General features: G+C 64.0%; 12 protein-coding genes. 3 read left to right on the top strand and 9 right to left on the bottom strand.

The window, feature by feature from the left end; genetic code table 11:
* Nucleotides 1–119 precede the first annotated feature (119 nt).
* The 4 genes from lon to J5M58_RS05030 all read right to left on the bottom strand — a co-directional run bounded on the left by lon (nucleotide 120) and on the right by J5M58_RS05030 (nucleotide 8,879).
* Nucleotides 120–2,540 (bottom strand): endopeptidase La, encoded by a 2,421-nt coding sequence (gene lon / locus J5M58_RS05015; protein WP_112250563.1) that lies wholly within the window; start codon nucleotides 2,538–2,540, stop codon nucleotides 120–122.
* Between the two features lie 217 nt (nucleotides 2,541–2,757).
* Nucleotides 2,758–5,169, bottom strand: coding sequence for a glucose/quinate/shikimate family membrane-bound PQQ-dependent dehydrogenase (locus J5M58_RS05020; protein WP_207877353.1), 2,412 nt, complete (start codon nucleotides 5,167–5,169; stop codon nucleotides 2,758–2,760).
* A 29-nt stretch (nucleotides 5,170–5,198) separates the two neighbouring features.
* Nucleotides 5,199–6,533 carry a carbohydrate porin gene (locus tag J5M58_RS05025; RefSeq protein ID WP_112250567.1) on the bottom strand — a complete coding sequence of 445 codons (1,335 nt, stop codon included), beginning with the start codon at nucleotides 6,531–6,533 and terminating at the stop codon, nucleotides 5,199–5,201.
* A gap of 300 nt (nucleotides 6,534–6,833) precedes the next feature.
* Entirely contained in the window at nucleotides 6,834–8,879 is a 2,046-nt protein-coding gene (locus J5M58_RS05030; RefSeq protein WP_207877355.1) for a TonB-dependent receptor, read from the bottom strand.
* A 165-nt stretch (nucleotides 8,880–9,044) separates the two neighbouring features.
* Between J5M58_RS05030 and J5M58_RS05035 the strand changes: the two genes are divergently transcribed.
* Both J5M58_RS05035 and J5M58_RS05040 read left to right on the top strand, forming a co-directional pair.
* Complete coding sequence (locus J5M58_RS05035; protein WP_003252112.1) at nucleotides 9,045–9,266, top strand: VF530 family DNA-binding protein; 222 nt, start codon at nucleotides 9,045–9,047, stop codon at nucleotides 9,264–9,266.
* Between the two features lies 1 nt (nucleotide 9,267).
* Nucleotides 9,268–9,897, top strand: a complete 630-nt coding sequence (locus J5M58_RS05040; protein WP_112250573.1) for a Pr6Pr family membrane protein — start codon at nucleotides 9,268–9,270, stop codon at nucleotides 9,895–9,897.
* A 94-nt stretch (nucleotides 9,898–9,991) separates the two neighbouring features.
* Here J5M58_RS05040 and J5M58_RS05045 read toward each other — a convergent pair whose 3' ends face one another.
* From J5M58_RS05045 to J5M58_RS05055, 3 genes are all read right to left on the bottom strand, one after another.
* A complete protein-coding gene (locus J5M58_RS05045) occupies nucleotides 9,992–10,753 on the bottom strand; it encodes a siderophore-interacting protein (protein WP_112250575.1) in 762 nt (253 codons plus the stop codon).
* Complete coding sequence (locus tag J5M58_RS05050) at nucleotides 10,746–11,291, bottom strand: PadR family transcriptional regulator (protein WP_046614772.1); 546 nt, start codon at nucleotides 11,289–11,291, stop codon at nucleotides 10,746–10,748. The genes J5M58_RS05045 and J5M58_RS05050 overlap by 8 nt, the downstream gene beginning before the upstream one ends.
* A gap of 89 nt (nucleotides 11,292–11,380) precedes the next feature.
* Nucleotides 11,381–14,530, bottom strand: coding sequence for a transglycosylase domain-containing protein (locus J5M58_RS05055; protein ID WP_112250577.1), 3,150 nt, complete (start codon nucleotides 14,528–14,530; stop codon nucleotides 11,381–11,383).
* Between the two features lie 390 nt (nucleotides 14,531–14,920).
* On the opposite strand from J5M58_RS05055, the gene J5M58_RS05060 reads away from it, so the two are divergent.
* Nucleotides 14,921–16,339, top strand: coding sequence for an amino acid permease (locus tag J5M58_RS05060; protein WP_112250579.1), 1,419 nt, complete (start codon nucleotides 14,921–14,923; stop codon nucleotides 16,337–16,339).
* A 144-nt stretch (nucleotides 16,340–16,483) separates the two neighbouring features.
* Here J5M58_RS05060 and J5M58_RS05065 read toward each other — a convergent pair whose 3' ends face one another.
* Together J5M58_RS05065 and J5M58_RS05070 are read right to left on the bottom strand one after the other, a co-directional pair.
* Nucleotides 16,484–18,103: an FMN-binding glutamate synthase family protein gene (locus J5M58_RS05065; protein ID WP_207877357.1), complete on the bottom strand. Its 1,620-nt coding sequence runs from the start codon at nucleotides 18,101–18,103 to the stop codon at nucleotides 16,484–16,486.
* Nucleotides 18,104–18,371: 268 nt separating this feature from the next.
* Entirely contained in the window at nucleotides 18,372–22,640 is a 4,269-nt protein-coding gene (locus J5M58_RS05070) for a DEAD/DEAH box helicase (RefSeq protein WP_207877359.1), read from the bottom strand.
* Between the last annotated feature and the right edge of the window lie 13 nt (nucleotides 22,641–22,653).

Raw genomic sequence — 22,653 nt, forward strand, 5'->3', positions numbered from 1 at the left:
TTTGTGTTGTCTGTGCCGGCCCTTTCGCGGGTAAACCCGCTCCCACAGTGATCTCACTGGGCTCAAGCCCTGCGCTATCCCTGTGGGAGCGGGTTTACCCGCGAAGAGGCCGGTGCTGGCTAGAACAGCACTTTCGCCACGTCGGCAAAGCGCTTGGCAAAATGCACGGTCAGGCCTTCGCGCAGATAATCCGGCAGTTCTTCATAGTCCCCACGGTTAGGCTCCGGCAAGATCAGTTCGAAGATCTTCTGCCGCCGCGCCGCAATCACCTTCTCGCGCACACCGCCAATCGGCAGCACCTGCCCGGTCAGCGTCAGCTCGCCAGTCATGGCCACGCCTTTCTTGGGCGCCTGGTCACGGGCCAGCGACAACAGGGCGCTGGCCATGGTGATGCCGGCACTCGGGCCGTCCTTTGGCGTGGCGCCTTCGGGCACGTGCAGGTGAATGAACGCTTCGTTGAAGAAACCCGGGTCACCACCGAACTGTTTGAGGTTGGAGCTGACGTAGCTGTAGGCGATTTCGGCTGACTCTTTCATCACATCACCCAGCTTGCCGGTCAGCTTGAAGCCCCGGTTGAGAGTGTGGATCCGGGTGGCTTCGATCGGCAGGGTGGCGCCGCCCATGCTGGTCCAGGCCAGGCCGGTGATCACGCCTTTGCCGGCAAGCACTTGCTCGCTGCGGAACACGGGCATGCCAAGCGCGGCTTCCAGGTCCTTGGTGCCTATCTTCAGCTTGGCCTCGGGGTTATCCAGCAGCTTGACCACTGCCTTGCGCACCAGCTTGCCCAGTTGTTTCTCCAGCTGGCGCACCCCGGCTTCTCGGGCATAGCCTTCGATCACTGCGCGCAGCGCACTGTCGCTGATGCCGAGGCTGGTCTTGGCCACGCCGGCCTTTTCCAGCTGCTTGGGCCACAGGTGGCGCTTGGCGATGGCCAGCTTCTCTTCGGTGATGTAGCCGGACAGGCGGATCACTTCCATGCGGTCGAGCAATGGCCCGGGGATCGAGTCCAGGGTGTTGGCGGTGCACACGAACAGTACCTTGGACAGATCCAGGCGCAGGTCGAGGTAGTGGTCGAGGAAGTCGACGTTCTGCTCCGGGTCGAGGGTTTCTAGCAGTGCTGAAGCCGGGTCGCCCTGGTAGCTCTGGCCCATCTTGTCGATCTCGTCGAGCATGATCACCGGGTTCATCACTTCGACGTCCTTCAGGGCCTGCACCAGCTTGCCGGGCTGGGCGCCGATGTAGGTGCGGCGGTGGCCCTTGATCTCGGCCTCGTCACGCATGCCGCCGACACTGAAGCGGTAGAACGGCCGGCCGAGCGATTCGGCGATGGACTTGCCGATGCTGGTCTTGCCGACCCCGGGCGGACCAACCAGCAGCACGATCGAGCCGCTGATCTCGCCTTTCCAGGCGCCCACGGCGAGGAATTCGAGAATGCGCTCCTTGATGTCATCGAGGCCGGCGTGGTGCTGGTCGAGGACCTTGCGCGCGTGGTTGAGGTCGAGCTTGTCCTTGCCGTACACGCCCCAGGGCAGGGCGGTTGCCCAGTCCAGGTAGTTGCGGGTGACGGCGTATTCGGGCGAGCCGGTTTCGAGGATGGCCAGCTTGCCCATCTCTTCGTCGATGCGCTTGCGCGCTTGGTCCGGCAGGGTCTTGCCTTCGAGGCGTTGCTCGAACTGCTCGAGGTCGGCGCTGCGGTCGTCCTTGGTCAGGCCCAGTTCCTGCTGGATGACCTTGAGCTGTTCCTTGAGGAAGAACTCGCGCTGGTGCTCGCCGATCTGCCGGTTGACCTCGGCCGAGATCTCGTTCTGCAGGCGCGCGACCTCGACTTCCTTGCGCAGCATCGGCAGGACCTTTTCCATGCGCTTGAGCATGGGCACGCAGTCGAGCACTTCCTGCAACTGGCTGCCGGTAGCCGAGGTGAGGGCGGCGGCGAAGTCGGTGAGTGGCGACGGGTCGTTGGGGCTGAAGCGGTTGAGGTAGTTCTTCAGCTCTTCGCTGTACAGCGGGTTGAGCGGCAGCAGCTCCTTGATCGCGTTGATCAGCGCCATGCCGTAGGCCTTGACCTCGTCGGTCGGCTCGGCGGGCTGGCGCGGGTATTCGACCTCTACCAGGTACGGCGGGCGGTGGTGCTTGAGCCAGGTACGGATGCGTACCCGGGTCAGGCCCTGGGCGACGAACTGCAGCTTGCCGTTTTCGCGGCTGGCGTGGTGCACCTTCACCAGCGTGCCGTACTGGGGCAGCGCCGAGGTGTCGAAATGGCGGTGATCTTCTGGCGGAGTATCCATGAAGAACAGGGCCAGGCTGTGATCTGGCGTCTTGGCTACCAGGTCGAGGGTTTCTGCCCAAGGGTCTTCATTGACGATGACCGGCAGCACCTGGGCCGGGAAGAACGGACGGTTGTGGATCGGGATCACGTAGACCTTGTCCGGCAACTGCTGGCCGGGCAGGGCGAGGGCGTGGCCGGTTTCGGCCTGGGGAGTGGTGTGTTCGACTTCGCTGTGTTCGTCGGGATGTTCCGGGAAATCCTGCTGGTCGCTCATGGGGCACCTGCGTGAATGACTATGGTGCTTAGATGGGGCGCGGGGGGATGGGTTTCAATGGTAGACGAAGGGCGCAGAGAGAAGTGATACCTGTACCGGCCTTTTCGCGGGTAAACCCGCTCCCACAGATACGGCGCCGACCTTGGGGGCAGCGCCGTATCTGTGGGAGCGGGTTTACCCGCGAATGCGGCAGCAGGTTCACTGCCGCATCTCTGGATTACTCAGCCAGTTTGTAGGCGATGATGTAATCGCCCATCCTGGTGCCCAGCGAGCCATGTCCGCCAGCAGTCACCAGCACGTACTGCTTGCCATCCTTGCCGCTGTAGGTCATTGGCGTGGCCTGGCCACCCGCTGGCAGGCGGGCTTTCCACAGTTCCTTGCCGTTGTTCACGTCATAGGCGCGCAGGTACTGGTCCAGGGTGCCGCTGAGGAAGCCGACGCCACCAGCGGTGACGATCGAGCCGCCCATGCTCGGCACGCCAACCGGCAGGCCGATCGGCACCGGGGTGCTGTCGCGGGTGGTGCCGTTCTTGTGCTTCCACACCACCTTGTTGGTGAACAGGTCGATGGCGGCGACATAGCCCCAGGCCGGGGCCTGGCACGGTACGCCCAGTGGCGACATGAACGGGTGCATGGTCACTGCGTACGGCGCGCCGGTGTTCGGCTGCACGCCGCTGGTCTCGCTTTCGCGCTTGCTGCCCTCGGCAACTTGCTCACGCGGGATCATCTTCGACACGAAAGCCATGTAGTTGGGCGAGGTGAACAGCAGTTGGCGCACCGGGTCGACCGACACGCTACCCCAGTTGAACACACCGACGTTGCCCGGGTAGACCAGAGAGCCTTGCTCGGACGGTGGAGTGTACTGGCCTTCGTAACGCAGCTCGCGGAACTGGATGCGGCACAGCATCTGGTCGAACGGCGTGGCACCCCACATGGCCTGTTCGGTCAGCTCGGGGCCAAGCAGGTTGAGGTCGGAGCGGGCCTGGGTCGGCGAGGTGTGATCGCCCTTCACCGCACCTTGCGGGGTGGGGATTTCGCGGATCGGCACGATCGGCGTACCGTCGCGGCGGTCGAGCACGTACAGGCTGCCTTGCTTGGTCGGCACGATGATTGCCGGCTTCACGCCATCGTCGGTCTTCAGGTGGACCAGGGTCGGCTGGCTGCCGACGTCCATGTCCCACAGGTCGTGGTGGGTGAACTGGTAGTTCCAGCGAGCCTTGCCGGTGGCAAGGTCCAGGGCGACAACGCCGGCGCTGTACTTCTCGGCACCCGGGGTGCGGTTCGCGCCCCACTGGTCCGGGGTCTGGTTGCCCAGAGGCAGATAAATCATGCCGAGGTCTTCGTCGACGCTGGCGATCGACCACATGTTGGCCGAGTTGCGGCTGTACATCTTGCCGGGCGCCAGTGGCTGGGTGTCGTCCGGGTTGTTGCTGTCCCAGTTCCACACCAGATGGCCGTCATGCACATCGTAGGCGCGGATCACGCCGGATGGCTCGTTGGTCGACTCGTTGTCGGTGACATGGCCACCGATGATCACCAGGTCACGGGTGACCGCGGCTGGCGAGGTGGAGTAATAGCCGCCAGCGGTGAACGGGCCGATGCCGGTGGTAAGGTCGATCACGCCCTGGTTGGCGAAGCCTTCGCAGACCTTGCCGTTGTCGGCGTTGATGGCGATCAGGCGGGCGTCCGCAGTCGGCAGGTAGAGGCGGCGAGGGCAGGCCTGGGCCACGGCCTGGCCGGCCTCGGTAATTTTCGGTGCCGGGCTGCCGTCGCGGCTGACGTAGCGGTTTTCGTCATAGTACGAAACGCCACGGCAGGTCATGTGGGCAAAGCCCTTGAAGGTGCCGACCGGGCTCTTGACCTGAGGGTCGTAGCGCCAGATTTCCGCTCCGGTGTCCGGGTCCAGAGCCAGCAGGCGGCTGTGCGCGGTGCAGGCATAGAGCATGCCGTTGACCTTCAGCGGGGTGTTCTGGTTGGTCAGCTCCACCGGGTCGTTTTCGGTTGGCAGGTCACCGGTGCGGATGCGCCATGCCTCTTCCAGGCGGTAGGCGTTCTGCGGGGTGATCTGGCGCAGTGGCGAATAGCGGTCGCCGTGCTCGGTACGCCCGTAGGCCTGCCATTCACCGTCGGGCATGGCCGGGGCAGCGCTGGCCATCTCGCTGCTGTCGCGGCCCAGTTCGCCGAACACTTCACCGGGGTGGGTGAACTGGCTGCCCAGGGCGCAAGCGCCCGAAGCGACCACTGCAACGCCGAGCAGCGCAGTATTGGCCTTGCTGGCCGGGCCGATCAGCGGGCGACGCGCCCAGGGCAGCAGCAGAACCACGCCGATGGCAAACCAGATGGCCAGGCGCGGTACCAGTTGCCACCAGTCCAGGCCCACTTCGAGCAGGGCCCACACGGTGCTGCCCAGCAGTACCAGGCCGTAAAGGCCCAGGGCGATGCGGCGCTGGGCCAGCAGCAGGATGCCCGACAGGGCAAAGCCGATACCGGCGATCAGGTAGTACAGCGATCCGCCCAGCTGGCTGAGCTTGATGCCACCGGCCAGCAGGGCCAGGCCCATCAGCAACAGCAGCGCGCCGATCAGGCGCGGTAGCCAGCGGCTTCCATTGTTGGCACCTTCAGTGCTCATCGTAGGTTCTCCGTCAGGTCAAAAAGGGGTTAGAAACTGCTCTGGATCTTCAGGCCGCCGATCAGGGCGCCATCGACCTGCGACACCCCGCCCGGGTGGCGGATGTATTGCAGGTTGGGGCGTACCGTGAGCCAGTCGGCCAGGTGGATGCCGTAATACAGCTCGGCGCTGTACTCGGTGTCCTGCACCGGCAGGAAACCGGGGTTGTCGTAGTCGTCGATACCGCTGGCCTGGTTGGCCAGGCGCGCGTTCTTGCGGTAGGCAGGGTTGACGTGCACGCGGGCGAGGGCGAAACCGATGTCGTCCTTGGCGCGGGCGTCGAAGGGCCCTTTGTATACCAGTCCTGCCTGAACATAGTTGTCGATGGCATTGGTCTTCTTGTCGTGCACCGTGGCGTTGGCGAACAGGCTCAGGCCACGCGACTGGTCGGACGCCAGCGAAGTCACCTGCTGCTGGGCCCCGAGCCACAAGCCGTGCTTGCTCGAACTGCTGCGGTAGGCGGCGCCGCTGAGGGCTGCCGGCTGGCCGTTGCTGTCCTTGAGAACATCCTGTGCCTTGGCATTACTGTAGTAGTAGCCGGCGCGATATTCCCCTTTCAGACCATTGACCCGTGGGCTCCATACCAGTTCTATCGGCATTACCGCGCCCTGGGTGCCACTGCCGCTGAGCTTGAAGCCGTTGCCCGATTCCAGGTTGGAGGGGTTCTGCTCGTACACGCCGACCTGGGCGTAGAGCGCATCGTTGAGGTTGTAGCGCACGCGCAGGGCCCACTGGCTGACCGGCCAGTTGTACCAGATGCCACCCACCCAGTTGCCTACCTGCGAGCCGCAGAAGGCCAGGTTCTGAAAGTCGCAGGGGAAGCTGTTGAAGTCTTCGCCTTCGCCGAAACGGCCGAATTTCACGTCCAGCGCGCCGTCGAAGTACTTCTGCTTGACCCACAGCTGCGTCAGCCGCCAGGTTTCGCCACGGCCCCAGACCTCCTGGGCCGAGGTGAAACCGCCGACACGTGGGTCGTTGATGCGGTCGTTGCTGATGTTGTCGCCATGACGCTCGGTGATGGTCAGCTGGAATTCGGTGTCGTGCCAGCCGAGGATCTTTTCCAGGTCGAGGTGGCTACCGAAGGTGAACTGGTCGCTGTAGCGCGCGGTGCGGTCGTGGTCGTAGCCACCCTGCAGGTTGCTGCCCATCTCGCCGGTGTAGCCGAGGGTGAAGTCGTAGCCTTTTTCCAGCAGTTCGCTGCGGGTACCACCCCAGTCGCCGAGCATCCATGGGGAATCGCTGGCGAACATCTCGCTGGCGCCGGTGGGAGTCGCCAGCGCACTGAGGGCAAGGCCGATGTAACAGGTTTTGGGCAGTTGGAGCATGAGATAGCGCTATCTTCTGATTATTGAATAAACGGCAAGCGCATCGAAGGGCGCGCCCTTCAATGGATATGGCAACAAGATGGTTTCGATGAAGCGATTCAGCTTGCGGCGGGGAGGATATAGAGGAAGTTGTAAGAAAAAAAGACAAATTGTCGCACTGGATTGTTGCTTGTCTGGTAACAGTACAGATGATAGGAGGATAAAGGAGGGACCTTGTGGGAGCGGGTTCACCCGCGAATGCGGCGGTGGCCCTGGCATCGCATTCGCGGGTAAACCCGCTCCCACAGGCATCGCGTCAGGTTAGAAGGTGGTACGCAGGCCCACTTCCACGCTGCGCCCCGGCGCCGGGGCGATATCGCGCAGGATCGAGCTGGCATAGCGCACGGTCTGGTCAGTCAGGTTCTCGCCGCGCACAAACGCCAGCCACTGGCTCTGGCCAACTTCGAAGCGGTAGCCAACGCTGGCCCCCAGCGTGGTGTAGCCATCGGTGCTGGTTTCGTTGGCCGGTTTGCGATGCTGCGACGCAGCGTGCTGCACATCGACCCGCGCCTGCCAACGGTCCAGCTCCCAGACCAGGCCGCTGTTCAGGCGCAGCGGGGCGATACGTGGCAGCGGTTCGCCATTGTCGAGGTTCTTCGCCCGGGTGTAGTCACCAGAGAGCTCCAGGGCGAAGCTGCCATAACGGTTCTCGACCAGTTGCCAGCGGTCCTGGGCCTCGATGCCATAGAAGCGCGCCCGCACGCCTTGGTACTGGTACTCCGGGAAACCGTCATGGTCGTGATCGTGGTCGTGGTCATCCTCGCCATGGTCGTGGTCATGCCCCTCGCGGATGTTGCCGGTGCCGATCAGGCCGATGTAGTTGCGGAAGTGGCTGTAGAACACCCCGACACTGCCCTTGTGGGTGCCGTTGTCGAAACGCAGGGCCAGGTCGGCAGAAATGGCTTTTTCCTTGTTCAGGCTGGCATCGCCGACTTCAAAGGCTCCGGTGGCCACGTGGGCACCATTGGCATACAGCTCGTAGAAGGTCGGGGCGCGCTCGGTGTAGCCGAGGTTGGCGGCCAGCGCCCAGATCGGGTCGAGCTGGTACACCGCCCCGGAAGACAGGCTGAAGGCGTTGAAACTGCTGGCGCTGTCGGCGTCGGCGAAGTTCTCGTTGCCTTTGGCATCCGGGTCGACCCGGGTGTGCTCCATGCGTGCGCCCAGGCTCAGGTTCAGGCGCTCGGTGGCTTGCCACTGTTCCAGCATGAACAGCGCCAGGCTATCGGTGTCGGTGTGCGGGACGAAGGCTTCCTCGCCCAAGGCGGAGAATTCGTTGCGGCTGACCTGCGCACCGATCACGCCTTCTACCGGCCCGAGCGGTTGGTGGCGGGCTTCGATACGTGCTTCATAGCCCTTGTTCCTGAAGGTTGTGTGAACCTCGCCTTCTTCGATTTCACGGTGCTCGTAGTCGGTGTAGCCGGCATCGACCTTGACCGAAGTGAACGGGCCTTGCAGATCGTGCAGTTCGGAGGCGAAGGCGTAATGGTCCTGCTTCATGTCCAGGCGCACACCTGGCTCGGCTACCGAGCCATAGTTGCTGTCGTAGCGGCTGTACGACAGGCCGGCGTAACCGTGGTCCCAATGGTAGGCGCCACCCACGGCGCCACCGTCCTGGCGACCGTCGCTGTTTTCCAGGCGGTGCTCGCTGCCGGGTTCGTCGGCATCGCGCACCTTGGAACTGCGCGCGTAACCGGGGATGCGCAGGTCGTTGAACTGGCGGCTGTTGGCATCCAGGTGCAGGGCAAAGGCACCGTTGCCGGCTTCCAGCTTGCCAGCACTGCTGCGGGTGGTATCGGCGCCGCCGTAGCGCAGTTCACCGGCACCTTGGATGCCCTCGATGGGGGTATCCGGGATGCGATTGTCGAAGGTGTTGACCACGCCGCCGATGGCGTTGCCGCCGTAGAGCAGGGCAGCGGGGCCACGGACGATCTCGATGCGGTCGACGGTCACCGGGTCCAGCGGCACGGCGTGGTCGTAGGACAGCGATGAAGCATCCAGGGCGCCGACGCCATTGCGCAGGATGCGAATGCGGTCGCCATCCAGGCCACGGATTACCGGGCGACTGGCGCCAGGGCCGAACCAGGTGGAAGCGACCCCCGGCTGCTTGTTCAGGGTTTCACCGAGGCTGCCGTGCTGCTGTTGCAGCAGGTTGTCGCCATCGAGCACGGTGCTGGGGGCGGCCAGCTGGCTGTTGCCCAAAGGGTTGGCGGTGATGACCTGGGGTTCGAGTTCCACAGCGTGGCTGGGTGATGCGGCCAGCCACAGTGCGACGGCGAGAGGAGAGAGGCGAAGCGGTGTGTACAGCATGGGGATGGGGCGTTCCTTGGCAGATGCTTTTGTATTGTTACAATATAACATCTCTATTTCAGCACAGAGGTTTTGCGCCTGGCCAGCGGTTTTTCTGTCGACTCATCTGATCCCACCCACCACTACACTCGTGTAAGGTGCGCATCTTTCCTACGGAGCACTGGCATGAGCACGGCCCAACACAACGCGCTGCACGGCAAGACCCTCGAACAGATCCTCACCGAGCTGGTTGCGCACTACCAATGGCAGGGCCTGGCCGAGCGCATCGATGTGCGCTGCTTCAAGAGCAACCCGACCATCAAGTCGAGCCTGACTTTCTTGCGCAAGACGCCGTGGGCACGGGAAAAGGTCGAGCAGTTGTACGTGAAGCTGCAGCGCCAGGCCTGACATGCCGCGCCGTCCCTGGCTGACCGGCATGGCCGTGCTGGGCTGGTTCGGCCTGGCCGTGCAGGTGTACCTGGTGCTGTTGGCGCGTTGGCAGGAGCAGGCCAGCCTGGTGGGTGGCCTGATCAATGTGTTCGGGTATTTCACCGTGTTGACCAATACCCTGGTGGCAACGGTGCTCAGTTATGCGGCATTCGGCCGGGAAGGCCGTGCCAAGCGTTTTTTCCTGTCGCCTTCAGTGAGTTCCGCGGTGGCCGCCAGCATCGTGCTGGTGGCATTGGCCTACAGCGTGCTGTTGCGTCACTTGTGGCAACCGCAGGGCTGGCAATGGCTGGCCGACGAGCTGATGCATGATGTGATGCCCGTGCTATATGCCTTGTATTGGTGGTGCGAGGTGCCCAAGGGCAGGTTGCGCCTATGGCAGTTGCCGGTCTGGGCGGTGTATCCGGCAACGTATTTTGCCTACGCGTTGTGGCGGGGGAGCGAGATTGGCGTATATGCCTACCCGTTCATCGATGTGGCGAGCCTGGGGTATGGGCAGGTGATGCTCAATGCCCTGGGGGTGTTGGCGGGGTTCTGGGGAATCGGGCTGGTGCTGCTGGGGCTGGATCGGTGGCGCCCCATTCGCGGGTAAACCCGCTCCCACAAGTACTGCGCTGCCCTCAGGAACAGCGCCGCCCTTGTGGGAGCGGGTTTACCCGCGAAGAGGCCGGGGCAGCAATAAACAATCATTCGTCGTCCGCAGTCCCGTCGGCACGCCAGTACGCTACAGCCTTCAGCGCATCTTCAGGCACCCCTTTCTCCAGCAACAGTGCCTTGGCCTGGCGGGACAGGGCTTTTTCCAGTGCCACCCAGGCGTATAACCGGCCTTGCGGCAAGGTCAGGTTTTTCACCAGCGCCAGCAAGTCTTCCTGTTGGCGACGTACCCAGATCACCTCCACCTGCGCCTTGCTCGGCAGCGGCTGGCGTTCCTGCTCGTCTTCGATCTGGATAACCGCCAGCACCTGGCGCCCCGCAGGCAACTCCTCCAGGCGGCGGCCAATGGCCGGAATGGCAGTTTCGTCGCCGATCAGCAGATAGCTGTCGAAGATGTCCGGCACCACCATCGAAGCCCGCGGCCCGGCGATGTCCAGAGTTTGCCCGGGTGCCGCCTGCGCGGCCCAGGTGGAGGCAGGGCCATCGCCGTGCAGCACGAAGTCGATGTCCAGCTCATTGGCCACCAGGTCGATGCGCCGTGGCGTGTATTCGCGCATGGTAGGCCGTGCGCCACCCTCTCGGCCCAGGTTGCGAGCCTCGATGGCTTGCTGTTGCTCCGGTGTTTCGGCGAACAGCAGCTTGATATGGTCGTCGCTGCCCACGCTGGTGAAGCCTTGCAGCTCGGCGCCCCCGAGGGTGATGCGGCGCATGCGCGGGGTCAGTTCGGTGACCCGCAGCACCTGCAGGCGGCGTTGGCGGATTTCGTGGTTCACGCGGTGAATGGTGTCACTCATGGGGTGTCTCCCTGACAGGTTCGGCCGGCCCAGAGGCGATGGCCTTGGCGGTATGGTTGAGCAGGTCGCGAACCCGCTCGATTTCTTCCGGTGTCCACCGGCCGCTATGCATGTGCAGCGCGTGGCGCAGGTTGCCGACCGCTTCATGAATTTCTGGTGGGCGGTCGTGGCCGCGCAGGGCGCGCTTGCTGACTTCGATGCGCATGCGCACGCCGTCCAGCGCAACCGCCTGTTCGGCAAGGGCGGTGCGGCCGGCTTCGGTGATGGCATAGAGGCGTTTGCTGCCCTGCACCTGGCCGCTGATCAGCTCGGCCTCTTCGAGGAAGTTGAGGGTGGGGTAGATCACCCCGGGGCTTGGGCTGTAGCTGCCGTCGAACAGGTTTTCGATCTGGCGGATCAGGTCGTAGCCGTGGCCTGGCTGTTCGGCGAGCAGGGCCAGCATCAGCAGCTTGAGGTCGCCGGGGGCAAAGACGCGTGGTCCGCGCTCGCCACGGCCGGGGCGCCGTTCGAAGGGGTCATGAGGGGTGTGTTCGCGCATGGGGGCAGGGCTCCGTCGTTTGCGATATATCGTAAGATATTACTCAAGATATATCTAAAGACAAGCCTTTAATTGCAGATGATTATCATCTAGTTGTTCGATGTATCCCCTTGCGGCGTGGTTGTATGCACGGCCACCTGCGGCGCTTTGCACTCATTCGGATTGCCCGGCTGCAGGTACGGCATGAGGATCGGTGCCATGCCCTTGAGTACCTGCACTGGCAGCGCCGAGGTGAACTTGAAGGCCTCTGCCGAGCGCCCCGGCACGAACGCGGTCAAGGTACCGAAGTGGTTGTCGCCCAGGAAGAACACGAAAGTGGCGGTACGGTTCAGCGAGCGCGAGCCGATCAGCCGGCCCCCAGCCCCAAAGCTTTCGATGCGGTTGTCACCGGTGCCGGTCTTGCCGCCCATCACCAATGGTGTACCGTCCTGCAGCTTGAAACTGCCGGAAATACGCCGCGCAGTGCCCGCATCCACCACCTGCGACATGGCGCCCTTGAGGGCGCGCGCCACTTCGACCGGCAGTATCCGCACACCCCGGTCCGGGTCAGTGACCAGCTTGGTCTCGTAGGGCGTGTTGGCCGCGAAGTGCAGTGTGTCGATGCGCAAGGTCGGCAGGCGCACGCCGTCGTTCTGGATGATGCCGACCAGCTCGGAAAGGGCGGCAGGTCGATCCCCCGAGCTACCGATGGCGGTGGCCAGCGAGGGTACCAGGTGGTCGAACGGATAGCCCACGCGCTTCCAGCGCTGGTGAATGTCGAGGAACGCTTCGATCTCCACCATGGTGCGAATGCGGCTGTCACGGGCGCCCTGATGGCGGCTCTTGAACAGCCAGCCGTATACCTCCTGGCGCTCGAAGCGGCTGGCATTGACCATTTCGGTCAAGGTCGAACCTGGGTTCTTCAGCAGGTAACCGAGCAGCCACAAGTCCAGCGGGTGGACCTTGGCGATATAACCCTGATCGGGCAGGTCGTATTTGCCCGGGCCATAGGCGTCGTACATCTCCGACAGGCGGCCATCGGTCAGTTTGCCCAGCACGATCTTGTCACCCTTGAGGTGGGCACGGACAAACGCGTTGAAGGTTTCCTGGCCTGCCTCGGGGAACAGGTAGCGGTGTACGGCCGCCAACCGTTGCGGGGTCACGCGCATACTGTCGAGGAAGGTGTCCAGGCGCTGCTGCGAGGTCTTGCGCTGGTATTTCTTCCAGAAGCGCATCAGGTAGTTGGTGCCTTCCTTGTCGGCGAAACGGGCCAGGTACTCCTGGCGGCGCGGGTCGGAGTCGTCCTTGAGCAGCGGCACGCGGTTGTACGGCTGCTGGTAGGTCACGTAGCGCACCAGGTCGCGCATCAGGCGGATGAACGGCAGGTTGATCGATTCGCGCAATGCATCCTTGAGGGTTGGGTTGCGGCTGTTGTCTTCCTTGCGGAAGTTGTTGAACACATGCATGCCGCCGCCGGTGAAGAAGGCTTCGCCGGTGTTGGCTGAATACTTGCGCTCCAACGCGGCATCGAGCATGGCGTCCAGGCTCTGGTTCTTGCTGTTTTGTGCCAGCCATTCCAGCGACCACTGGCTGATGCGGTCGAGTTCGGCGACTTCGACTTTCTTCAACTCGGCGGCAGGTTTGCCAGCGTATTTGTCGTGCAGCTCGGCGATGATTTCCAGGTAGGTGGTGAGCACCCGCAACTTGGCGGTGGAACCCAGTTCCAGCTTGCTGCCTTCGTTGATGTCGAAGGGCTGGTCGGTGCTGTCGGTCTGCACCCGTACCCGTGAGCCGTCGGCGGTGCGCTCGAACAAGGTGAAGCTGTAGCTCACCTGGTCGGTGGTCTTGGCGGTGAGCAGGCGTTCGCCGATCAGGCCGATCTGCGCCGCGAATTCAGGGTCGGCAAGGTTTTTCAGGTACTGGCTGACCTGCAGTTGCAGGTCGGACTGCAGGGTACTGGTGGCGGACACGTCGAGCCGGTCGAGGTCGTACAGCGGGCGATTGAGCATGGCCGCCAGGCGGTTGCGTGCCAGGCTGATGCCCTTGTTGGTGACGATCGGCACGATGGTCGGTTGCGCCACCCAATCGCGATATACCGCCTTGCTGGCCAGTGCCGCGTCGGCCAGTGGCTGCTCGATGACCTTGTTGGCGGCCAGCACACGGATGTGCGCATCGGTCAGTTCGGCCAGTTCGAGCCGACCCTTGGACAGGTAGTGCGAGGGCCGGCGCTGGGCAATCATCAGCGACAGCACCTGCCGCAGGGCCAGGCCGCGTGCGGCCATGCTTTCGGGGTCGCTGGCGGTGGAATTCAGGGTCTGGTTGACCTGGTCGAAATCGGCGCCGTACCACACCCGCAGGCCTTCGGCCATGCCATGCACTTCGCCATGCCCGGGCACTGCCGACAGCGGCACGCTGTTCAGGTAGTCCCGCACGATGCGCTGGCGTGCCTCGGTAGTGTCGGGGCCGCCCTGGTAGGCGCGCACGCTGGCGGAAATCATCTGGCGGATCTTCTCGGCGCCCGAAACGGTCAGGCCGTCCGGTGAATGGCGGTACTTTTCCAGTTGCGTGGCCAGGGTGCTGCCGCCAGCGGACTGGCCGGGCAGGGCCAGGTATTTGGCCACCTGGCTGTAGGCGGCCTTGGCGAAGCGCGGCCAGTCCACGGCCGGGTTGTTTCGCGGGTCCTTGGTGTCGAGCAGGTCGCGGTTCTCGATGAATAGCAGGCTGTTGACGATCACCGGCGGGATCGCAGCGAAGTCCGGGTACAGGTGTTGTGGGTAGTTGTACTGGTACAGTACGTCGCCGCGGCAGTCGGTGATCGACAGGCCTGCCTGGATTTTCTCGATATAGGGGGCGAACAGCCCATGATCGACGTAGTTCATCAACGCCGGCGAGAACCTCACTTGTTCGCTGATCAGGTAGTCGCGCTTGAGCAGGCGCGGCAGGAATTCGCTCAGGGCGCTGTAGCCCAGGCGTTTGTCGAACGGCCCTTCGCCAGGGTAGACGATGGCATCGCTGGGGCCTGGTTGCAGCGAATAGGTGAGAGTGCTGGCCAGCTTGCTGAATTCCCGTGACTGCAGGTTGGAGGTGCGGAATTCGTCATACGCAGCGAAGCCGATGGCCACCAGCGCCACCAGCAGGATAAGGATGATCAGCCGCCACCATAGCCGACGCTGACGGGGGGATTTGGGTTGTGGCGTCTCGGCCGGAGGTATCTCGGGTGCTTCCGTTCTGCTTGGTTCCGATTGCCACAGTGCGCCCATAGTCTTCAATCCGGCCAGGTATTTTCGTCTTGCTTGTCTGAAGCTTAGACGTTGAGCGGGTCAGGTGAAAAATTTGTAAGAGACGGCGAAAAGTGGCGTAGGGCTATGCGGCTTTGGTGTGGGTTTCTTGATACGGCGATGTTGCTATGGTGGCCGGGCGATTTTGGGTCCGCTTCGCGCCCCAGAAATCTAGCTGAATTTTCCTGTTTATACAGCGAAAATCCCTACAACGGTCTTCCTATACTGCTCGCCCCCTTCGCCTTGCCGGGCGCTCTATTCCGGCACACGGGCCGGCCCACGAGGCCAGCCCGGCAAGCCAACGCTTCGCCTATCGGCGTGGCCGGTGCTGCACGAAGGTCAAATCCAATAACAAAATGAGGTTGTATTGCTATGCCAGTCGGCAACCATCCTGCCCACGGCCAGGCCACTGAAGGCGGCCCGCTCAAGCGCGAACTGGGCGAACGGCACATCCGCCTGATGGCGCTGGGCGCCTGTATCGGTGTCGGTCTTTTCCTCGGTTCGGCCAAGGCCATCGAAATGGCCGGCCCCGCTATCATGCTGTCCTACATCATCGGCGGCCTGGCCATTCTGGTGATCATGCGCGCCCTTGGCGAAATGGCCGTGCACAACCCTGTCGCCGGCTCGTTCAGCCGTTATGCCCAGGACTATCTCGGCCCGCTGGCGGGCTTTCTTACTGGCTGGAACTACTGGTTCCTGTGGCTGGTGACCTGCGTTGCCGAAATCACTGCGGTGGCCATCTACATGGGCATCTGGTTCCCCGACGTACCGCGCTGGATCTGGGCCCTGGCGGCGCTGGGCAGCATGGGTGCGGTCAACCTGGTGGCCGTCAAGGCCTTTGGTGAGTTCGAGTTCTGGTTCGCCCTGATCAAGATCGTTACCATCATTGCCATGGTCCTTGGCGGCATCGGCATCATTGCCTTTGGCTTCGGCAATGACGGTGTGGCAATGGGTATCTCCAACCTGTGGAGCAACGGCGGCTTCATGCCCAATGGCGTGACCGGCGTGCTGATGTCGCTGCAGATGGTGATGTTCGCCTACCTGGGCGTGGAAATGATCGGCCTGACCGCTGGTGAAGCACGCAACCCGCAAAAGACCATCCCGCAGGCCATCGGCTCGGTGTTCTGGCGCATCCTGTTGTTCTATGTCGGTGCGCTGTTCGTGATTCTGTCGATCTACCCGTGGAACGAAATCGGCAGCCAGGGCAGCCCGTTCGTCATGACCTTCGAGCGCCTGGGCATCAAGACCGCCGCCGGCATCATCAACTTCGTGGTCATCACTGCAGCGCTGTCGTCGTGCAACGGCGGCATCTTCAGCACCGGGCGCATGCTCTACAGCCTGGCGCAGAACGGCCAGGCCCCGGCGGCCTTCGCCCGCACTTCGAAGAACGGCGTGCCGCGCAACGCGCTGCTGCTGTCCATCGGCGCGCTGCTGCTGGGCGTGTTGGCCAACTACCTGGTGCCGGAGAAGGTCTTCGTATGGGTTACTTCGATCGCCACCTTCGGCGCGATCTGGACCTGGGTGATGATCCTGCTGGCGCAGCTGAAGTTCCGCGCCGGCCTCTGCACTGCCGAACGCAAGGCACTGAAGTACCGCATGTGGCTGTGGCCGCTGAGCTCGTACCTGGCGCTGGCCTTCCTGGTGCTGGTGGTCGGCCTGATGGCGTACTTCGAGGATACCCGCGTGGCGCTGTACATCGGCCCGGCGTTCCTGGTGTTGCTGACGGTGCTGTACTACGCGTTCCGCCTGGCGCCGAAAGAGGCGCAGGGTGTGGCGAGCACTGCTTCCTGATCTGAAATTGCCGGGGCTGCTGCGCAGCCCTATCGCGACACAAGGCCGCTCCTACAGGCGACCGCGACAGCAGCATGGGTCGCGATTTCCTGTAGGAGCGGCCTTGTGTCGCGAAAGGGCTGCGTAGCAGCCCCCAGGGTTCTATCAGGCTGCCACTTCGCTGTTCGGTTCGAAGCTGTCCGCCCGCGCCAGCTGCCACATGCGCGAATAGAACTGGCCATTAACCTCGCCAGTCAGCAGCTCACCCGGCTTCAAGAACACATGCATCTGCGAGAACAGCTTGATCTCGGTGGCCGAGATGCGTCGCACCAGATGCTTGGCTTCCAGCTGCGCCGGGTGTTCCAGCCCCGCAGCAGCCAGCATTTCGGCCAAGGCTCGCAAGGTATTGTGGTGGAAGTTCAACACCCGCTGGGCTTTGTCCGGCACCACCAGCGCACGCTGGCGCAGTGGATCTTGCGTGGCTACACCGGTCGGGCACTTGTTGGTGTGGCAGCTCTGCGACTGGATGCAACCGATGGCGAACATGAAGCCGCGCGCCGAGTTGGCCCAATCAGCGCCAATGGCCAGCACGCTGGCAATGTCGAAGGCGCTGACGATCTTGCCGCTGGCGCCAAGCTTGATCTTGTCACGCAGGTTCAGGCCGACCAGGGTGTTGTGCACGAACAGCAGCCCTTCGCGCAGTGGTACGCCAATGTGGTCGGTGAACTCCACCGGTGCCGCGCCGGTGCCACCTTCCTTGCCGTCGACGACGATGAAGTCGGGCAGGATGCCGGTTTCCAGCATGGCCTTGGCGATGCCCATGAACTCCCACGGGTGGCCCAGGCAGAACTTGAAGCCTACCGGTTTGCCACCAGACAGTTCACGCAGCTGGGCAATGAACTGCATCATCTCGATGGGGGTGGAGAAGGCGCTGTGGCGTGACGGCGAGATACAGTCTTCGCCCATCAGCACGCCACGGGTTTCGGCAATTTCCCGGGTCACCTTGTGCTTGGGCAGGATGCCGCCATGGCCGGGCTTGGCGCCCTGGCTCATCTTGATTTCGATCATCCGCACCTGCGGGCTGCGTGCCTGGGCGGCGAAGCGTTCGGGGTCGAAGCGCCCGTCCGGCGTGCGGCAGCCGAAATAGCCGCTGCCCAGTTCCCAGACCAGGTCGCCGCCATGCTCGCGATGGTAGGGGCTGATGCTGCCCTCGCCGGTGTCATGGTGGAAATTGCCCAGCTTGGCGCCTTGGTTGAGGGCGCGGATGGCGTTGGCGCTGAGTGAGCCAAAGCTCATCGCCGATATGTTGAAGATCGACGCCGAGTATGGCTGGCTGCACTGCGGCCCACCGACGATGACCCGGAAACTTGCCGGGTCGGCCAAAGACGCCGGGCGCATGGAGTGGCCGATGAATTCGAAGCCGGACTCGTACACATCGATCAGGGTGCCGAAGGGTTTGTCCGAGGCTTCATTCTTCGCCCGGGCATACACCAGCGAGCGCTGGGCGCGGGAGAATGGCAGGGCGTCGCTGTCTGCCTCCAGCAGGTACTGGCGGATTTCCGGGCGAATGGCTTCGACCAGGTAGCGGATGTTGCCCAGGATCGGGTAATTACGGCGTACCGCGTGGCGCTGCTGCAACAGGTCGAAAAGGCCGATCAGGCTGAGGATGGCGGTGCTCAGGGTGAACGGCCACAACCATTCGTGGTGGGTGAAGGGCAGGCTTGCCAAGGTGAACAGTACACAGGCGGCGAAGAAGGCATAGCGACTGAGAAGTGACAGGCTCATACAGGGTCCTTGCGATGGCGCGGTCAGGCTCAGGGCCTGGGGCAAACCCCGACCATAGCCCGGTTTGGGCGGTGCTGAAAATGAAATTCGGGGTAGCGAAAATCATTCTCGCAGAGACCTGGCAACGGTCTTCAGGCCAACGCGGGCTTTTGTAGGAGCAGCCTTGTGCTGCGAAGAGGCCAGCAGGGATACAGATTGTCTTCGGCAATAATGGCCTCTTCGCAGCACAAGGCTGCTCCTACAGGGCCTGTGCATGCCGTGAAGGCATTCAGAAAGTGTCGCGCAGTAGCTTCTGCCGCCAGCTTTCCTGCTCTTGTGCCGGCGCTTCGACCAGGTACGAATAGTGCCCGGCCACCCGCACCGCCACCGGCACTCCGTCGCGATACAACAAACGGTTGCCACTCACCGCTGGCACTTTCGCCCCCGGCAGCAACGACCCGACCAGGTTCAGCGGGTCACTGGCACTTACCACCACCAATGCCCCGTCCAATTCACGCCGCCGCACCTGCCGCAGCAGCCCCACCGCCTCCGGCAAGGCGAATTGTTCGCCGGCGAGCCCGGCAATGAAGCGCCCGCCACGAATCTCGCCACGCGCTTCCAGCCTGTGATAGCAGCGCAGCAGTTCACGCCAGGGCGGCAGCACATCGCTTTCACGCTCCAGCAGGCGCCAGCACACCACGCCATAGCGCCGAAGCAGGGCCCGGGCGATGTGCTCCAGGCGCTGGCTGTCGTCTACAGTGCCCCTGCGCAGCAAGGCCCAGCGCCCGGCATGGGACATGCTGCTGGACAGCGGCGGGTGGCCGCGTCGGCTGTTGCGCGATGTGCGTTTCGCCGCCGGGGTGATCAGGCTGCGCAGGCCGGTGAAGCTGTCGGCTCCCACCAGGCCTGCGCCTACCAGTTCCTGCAAGGCCGTTTCCAACTCGCTGGGCAGCAGGTGGGCGTCGTGTGCCAGCTCGTCGAAGAACAGCGCGCCATGTGCGTTCAGCACCTGGTGGACGCGTTGCGCCCGTGCGCCGAGGCTATCCACCGCAGGCACGGGGGCCAGGCTGCGCCACAGGCCAAGGTGCTCGCGCGGCAGCAGTACCAGCGGTGTGCTCGACAGGGTGTTGCTCGACACCGTCGCCGCCAGCCGGCTCCAGGCGAACTGCCCGCTACGGCACGCATCGTCGAGCCAGTGCGGGCTGTAGTCCTTGATACGTGCCGGCAGCAGTTCGGCTTCCCAGGCTCCGGCGGCACTCGGGAACCCTTGCAACTGGCCAAGGACCTCAGCCACCGCTTGCGGGCCACGCAGGTGTGTGTCGTTGGCCAGGTGCTGCCAGTCGAACAGAAAGCGCATGAAGTCCTGCAGGCTGACCGGCTCGATCTCCCGGCGCAGGCGTTTGACCGTGTAGCGATGGATGCGTGCCAGCAAATGGCGCTCGCACCATTGCAGTTCGCTTGCGCCAGGGCTGAAATGCCCACGCAGCACATAGCCTTCGGCCTCCAGGCGGGCCAAGGCCTGTTCGATGGCCTGCGGCGGCTTGCCAAGTGCTGCCGCAATCTGCGCGCGGGTCAGCGGGCCATGGCCGCTCAGGCGGGCTCGTAACAGTTCGACCAGCGCAACGTCCGGCTCGATGACCTGATCGAAGCCAGGCAGTACCTGCAACGCAGGTTCCAGCCGGGAGCCGGGGTACAGTGCCTGCAGCAGGCTCAACCGCTCACGCGCCAGCCACAGCTTTTCATCCACCAGGCGCAGGGCCCGGCCGGCCTTGGCCAACTGCCTGAGCAGCAGCTCCCAGCTGGCATTGCCCTGCACTTCGTCCTGGCTGATGGCACCCAGGCCCATCAACGCTTCATGCATTTCGTCGGCGTTGCCCGGCTGCGGCCAGGCCTCGGCCGCGACGGCGGCAATGGCATCGGCGTCCAGCGCGCCCAGGTCGTCGCCGTTCTGCACCTCGCTCCAGCGCCGGTTGAGCACTGCCTGAGTGCGCCGTTCTTCCAGTGGTGCGTCATCCAGGAAGGCATAAGGCCGTGCGTTGAGGATGGCCGACGCCAGCGGCGAAGGGGCGGGCAGGTCGCGGCACAGCAGGCGCACTGCGCCGCTTTCCATACGCCGCAACAGCGCCAGCCAGCCTTCGCTGTCCATGGCCTCGTGCAGGCAGTCGTCGAGGGTTTGCTCGACCAGCGGATGATCGGGAATCTGCCGCTCGCCGACGATGTTCTCCAGGCAGGCGATCTGCTCGGGGAATACGGCGGCAATCAGGTCTTCGCTCTTCATCCGCTGGATCTGTGGCGCCACCTTGCGTCCGCCGACAAAGCGCGGCAGGGCCATGGTCACGCCGGCATTCCAGCGCCAGCGCACGCCAAACAGCGGCGCATCGAGCAGCGCCTGGACCAGGATCGGCTCGGCGCTGCGGCTATTCAGGTAACGCCACACGTCGTCCAGTTCGAAACTGTGGCTGGAGGACAGCGACAGCACGATGGCGTCCTCGCTGGCCGCCGCCTGCAACTCGAAGTTGAAGGTGCGGCAGAAGCGCTTGCGCAGGGCCAGCCCCCAGGCGCGGTTGATACGGCTGCCGTAGGGTGAATGGATGATCAGCTGGGTACCGCCGGACTCATCGAAGAAGCGCTCCATCACCAGCGTGTCCTGCGAGGGCAGGGCGCCGAGCACTTCGCGGGTGCGGGCCAGGTAGTCGAGCAACTGGCTGGCGGCGTCTTCGCCCAGTTCGAAGGTACCCTGCAACCATGCCAGCACCTCGGCCTGGTCGTTGTCAGCCAGCTGTTGGTCGATCTGCGCCTGCAGCCGGGCCACCGCGGCAGACAGCTCGTCGCTGCGCCCCGGCGCCTCGCCCAGCCAGAACGGGATGGTCGGTGGCAGGCCATGGGCATCCTCCACCCGCACCCGGCCTGGTTCGACCCGCAGGATGCGATAGGAGGCATTGCCCAGCTGGAAGATATCGCCGGCGATGCTTTCCACGGCAAAGTCTTCGTTGACGCTGCCGATGTTCAGCGCCTGCGGTTCGAGCAGCACGGCGTAGTCGGCGTTGTCGGGGATGGTGCCGCCGCTGGTCAGCGCGGTCAGTTGGCTGCCACGACGGCCACGCAGGGTGCCGCTCACCGCATCGCGGTGCAGGTAGGCACTGCGCACGCCCTGGCGGCCGTTGTAGCCCTCGGCGAGCATGCGCAGCAGCGCCTGGTAATGTTGCTGGTCGAGTTCGGCGTAGGGCGTGGCCTGGCGCAGGCAGTCGAACAGGGCCTGTTCGTGCCAGGGCTGGTTGCTGGCCTCGGCTACGATCTGCTGGGCCAGCACATCCAGCGGCGCCCGAGGAATGTGCAGTTCGTCCAGCTCGCCCCGGCGTATGCAGTCGAGCAGGGCCACGCATTCGATCAGGTCATCGCGCGAAGTCGGGAACAGACGCCCCTTGGGCACGCCATCGACCTGGTGGCCAGCGCGGCCGACCCGCTGCAGCAAGGCCGCGATCGAACCTGGCGAAGCGATCTGGCAGACCAGCTCGATGTCGCCGATATCGATGCCCAGCTCCAGCGACGCAGTGGCCACCAGCACCTGCAACTGGCCGTTTTTCAGGCGTTGTTCGGCATCCAGGCGCAGTTCCTTGGCCAGGCTGCCGTGATGCGCGGCAACCGCCTCTTTCCCCAGGCGGTCGCTGAGGTGGCGGGTGATGCGCTCGGCCAGGCGCCGGGTGTTGACGAACACCAGGGTGGTGCGGTGTTCGCGCGCCAGGGTGGCCAGGCGGTCATAGACCAGGCCCCAGACATCGGTAGCCATCACTGCACCCAGCGGCACTGGCGGCACCTCGATGGCCAGGTCGCGCTGCCGAGCATGGCCGACATCGACGATTGCGCAGGGACGGTCGTTGCCGACCAGGAATTGCGCCACTCGCTCGACCGGGCGTTGCGTGGCCGACAGGCCGATACGCCGCAATGGCCGGTTGCACAGGGCCTGCAGGCGCTCCAGGGTCAGTGCCAGGTGGGCGCCGCGCTTGTTGCCGGCCAAGGCATGGATTTCGTCGACGATCACCGTGTGCACGCTGGCCAGGCCTTCACGGCCCGAAGCCGAGCCCATCAGCACGTAGAGCGATTCGGGTGTGGTCACCAGGATGTGCGGCGCCAGCTTGCGCATGGCGGCACGCTCCTTCTGTGGGGTGTCGCCGCTGCGCACGGCCGTGGTGATGCGCGGGGCGTTCAGGCCCTGGTCCGCCAGGGCCTGGCTGATGCCTTCCAGCGGCGCCTGCAGGTTCAGACGGATGTCGTTGGACAACGCCTTGAGTGGCGAAACATAGACCACCTGGGTTCGTGCGGGCAGTTCGCCCTGATGCTCCAGGCCCTGGCGAAACAGTTCGTCGAGCACGGCAAGGAACGCGCTGAGGGTCTTGCCCGAACCGGTCGGCGCGGCCAGCAGCATCGACTGGCCGGCATGGATCAACGGCCACGCCTGGGCCTGGGCATCGGTCACCGTGGCGAAGTGGCGACGGAACCAGGTGCGCACGGCGGGGTGGAACAGCTCGAGCACCGGGTGGTGTTTGGCGGGCAGGTTCATGTGTTGGTTATGG

It is taken from the genome of Pseudomonas sp. 32_A (assembly GCF_017490905.1).
GTDB classification, from domain to species: Bacteria; Pseudomonadota; Gammaproteobacteria; order Pseudomonadales; family Pseudomonadaceae; genus Aquipseudomonas; species Aquipseudomonas inefficax.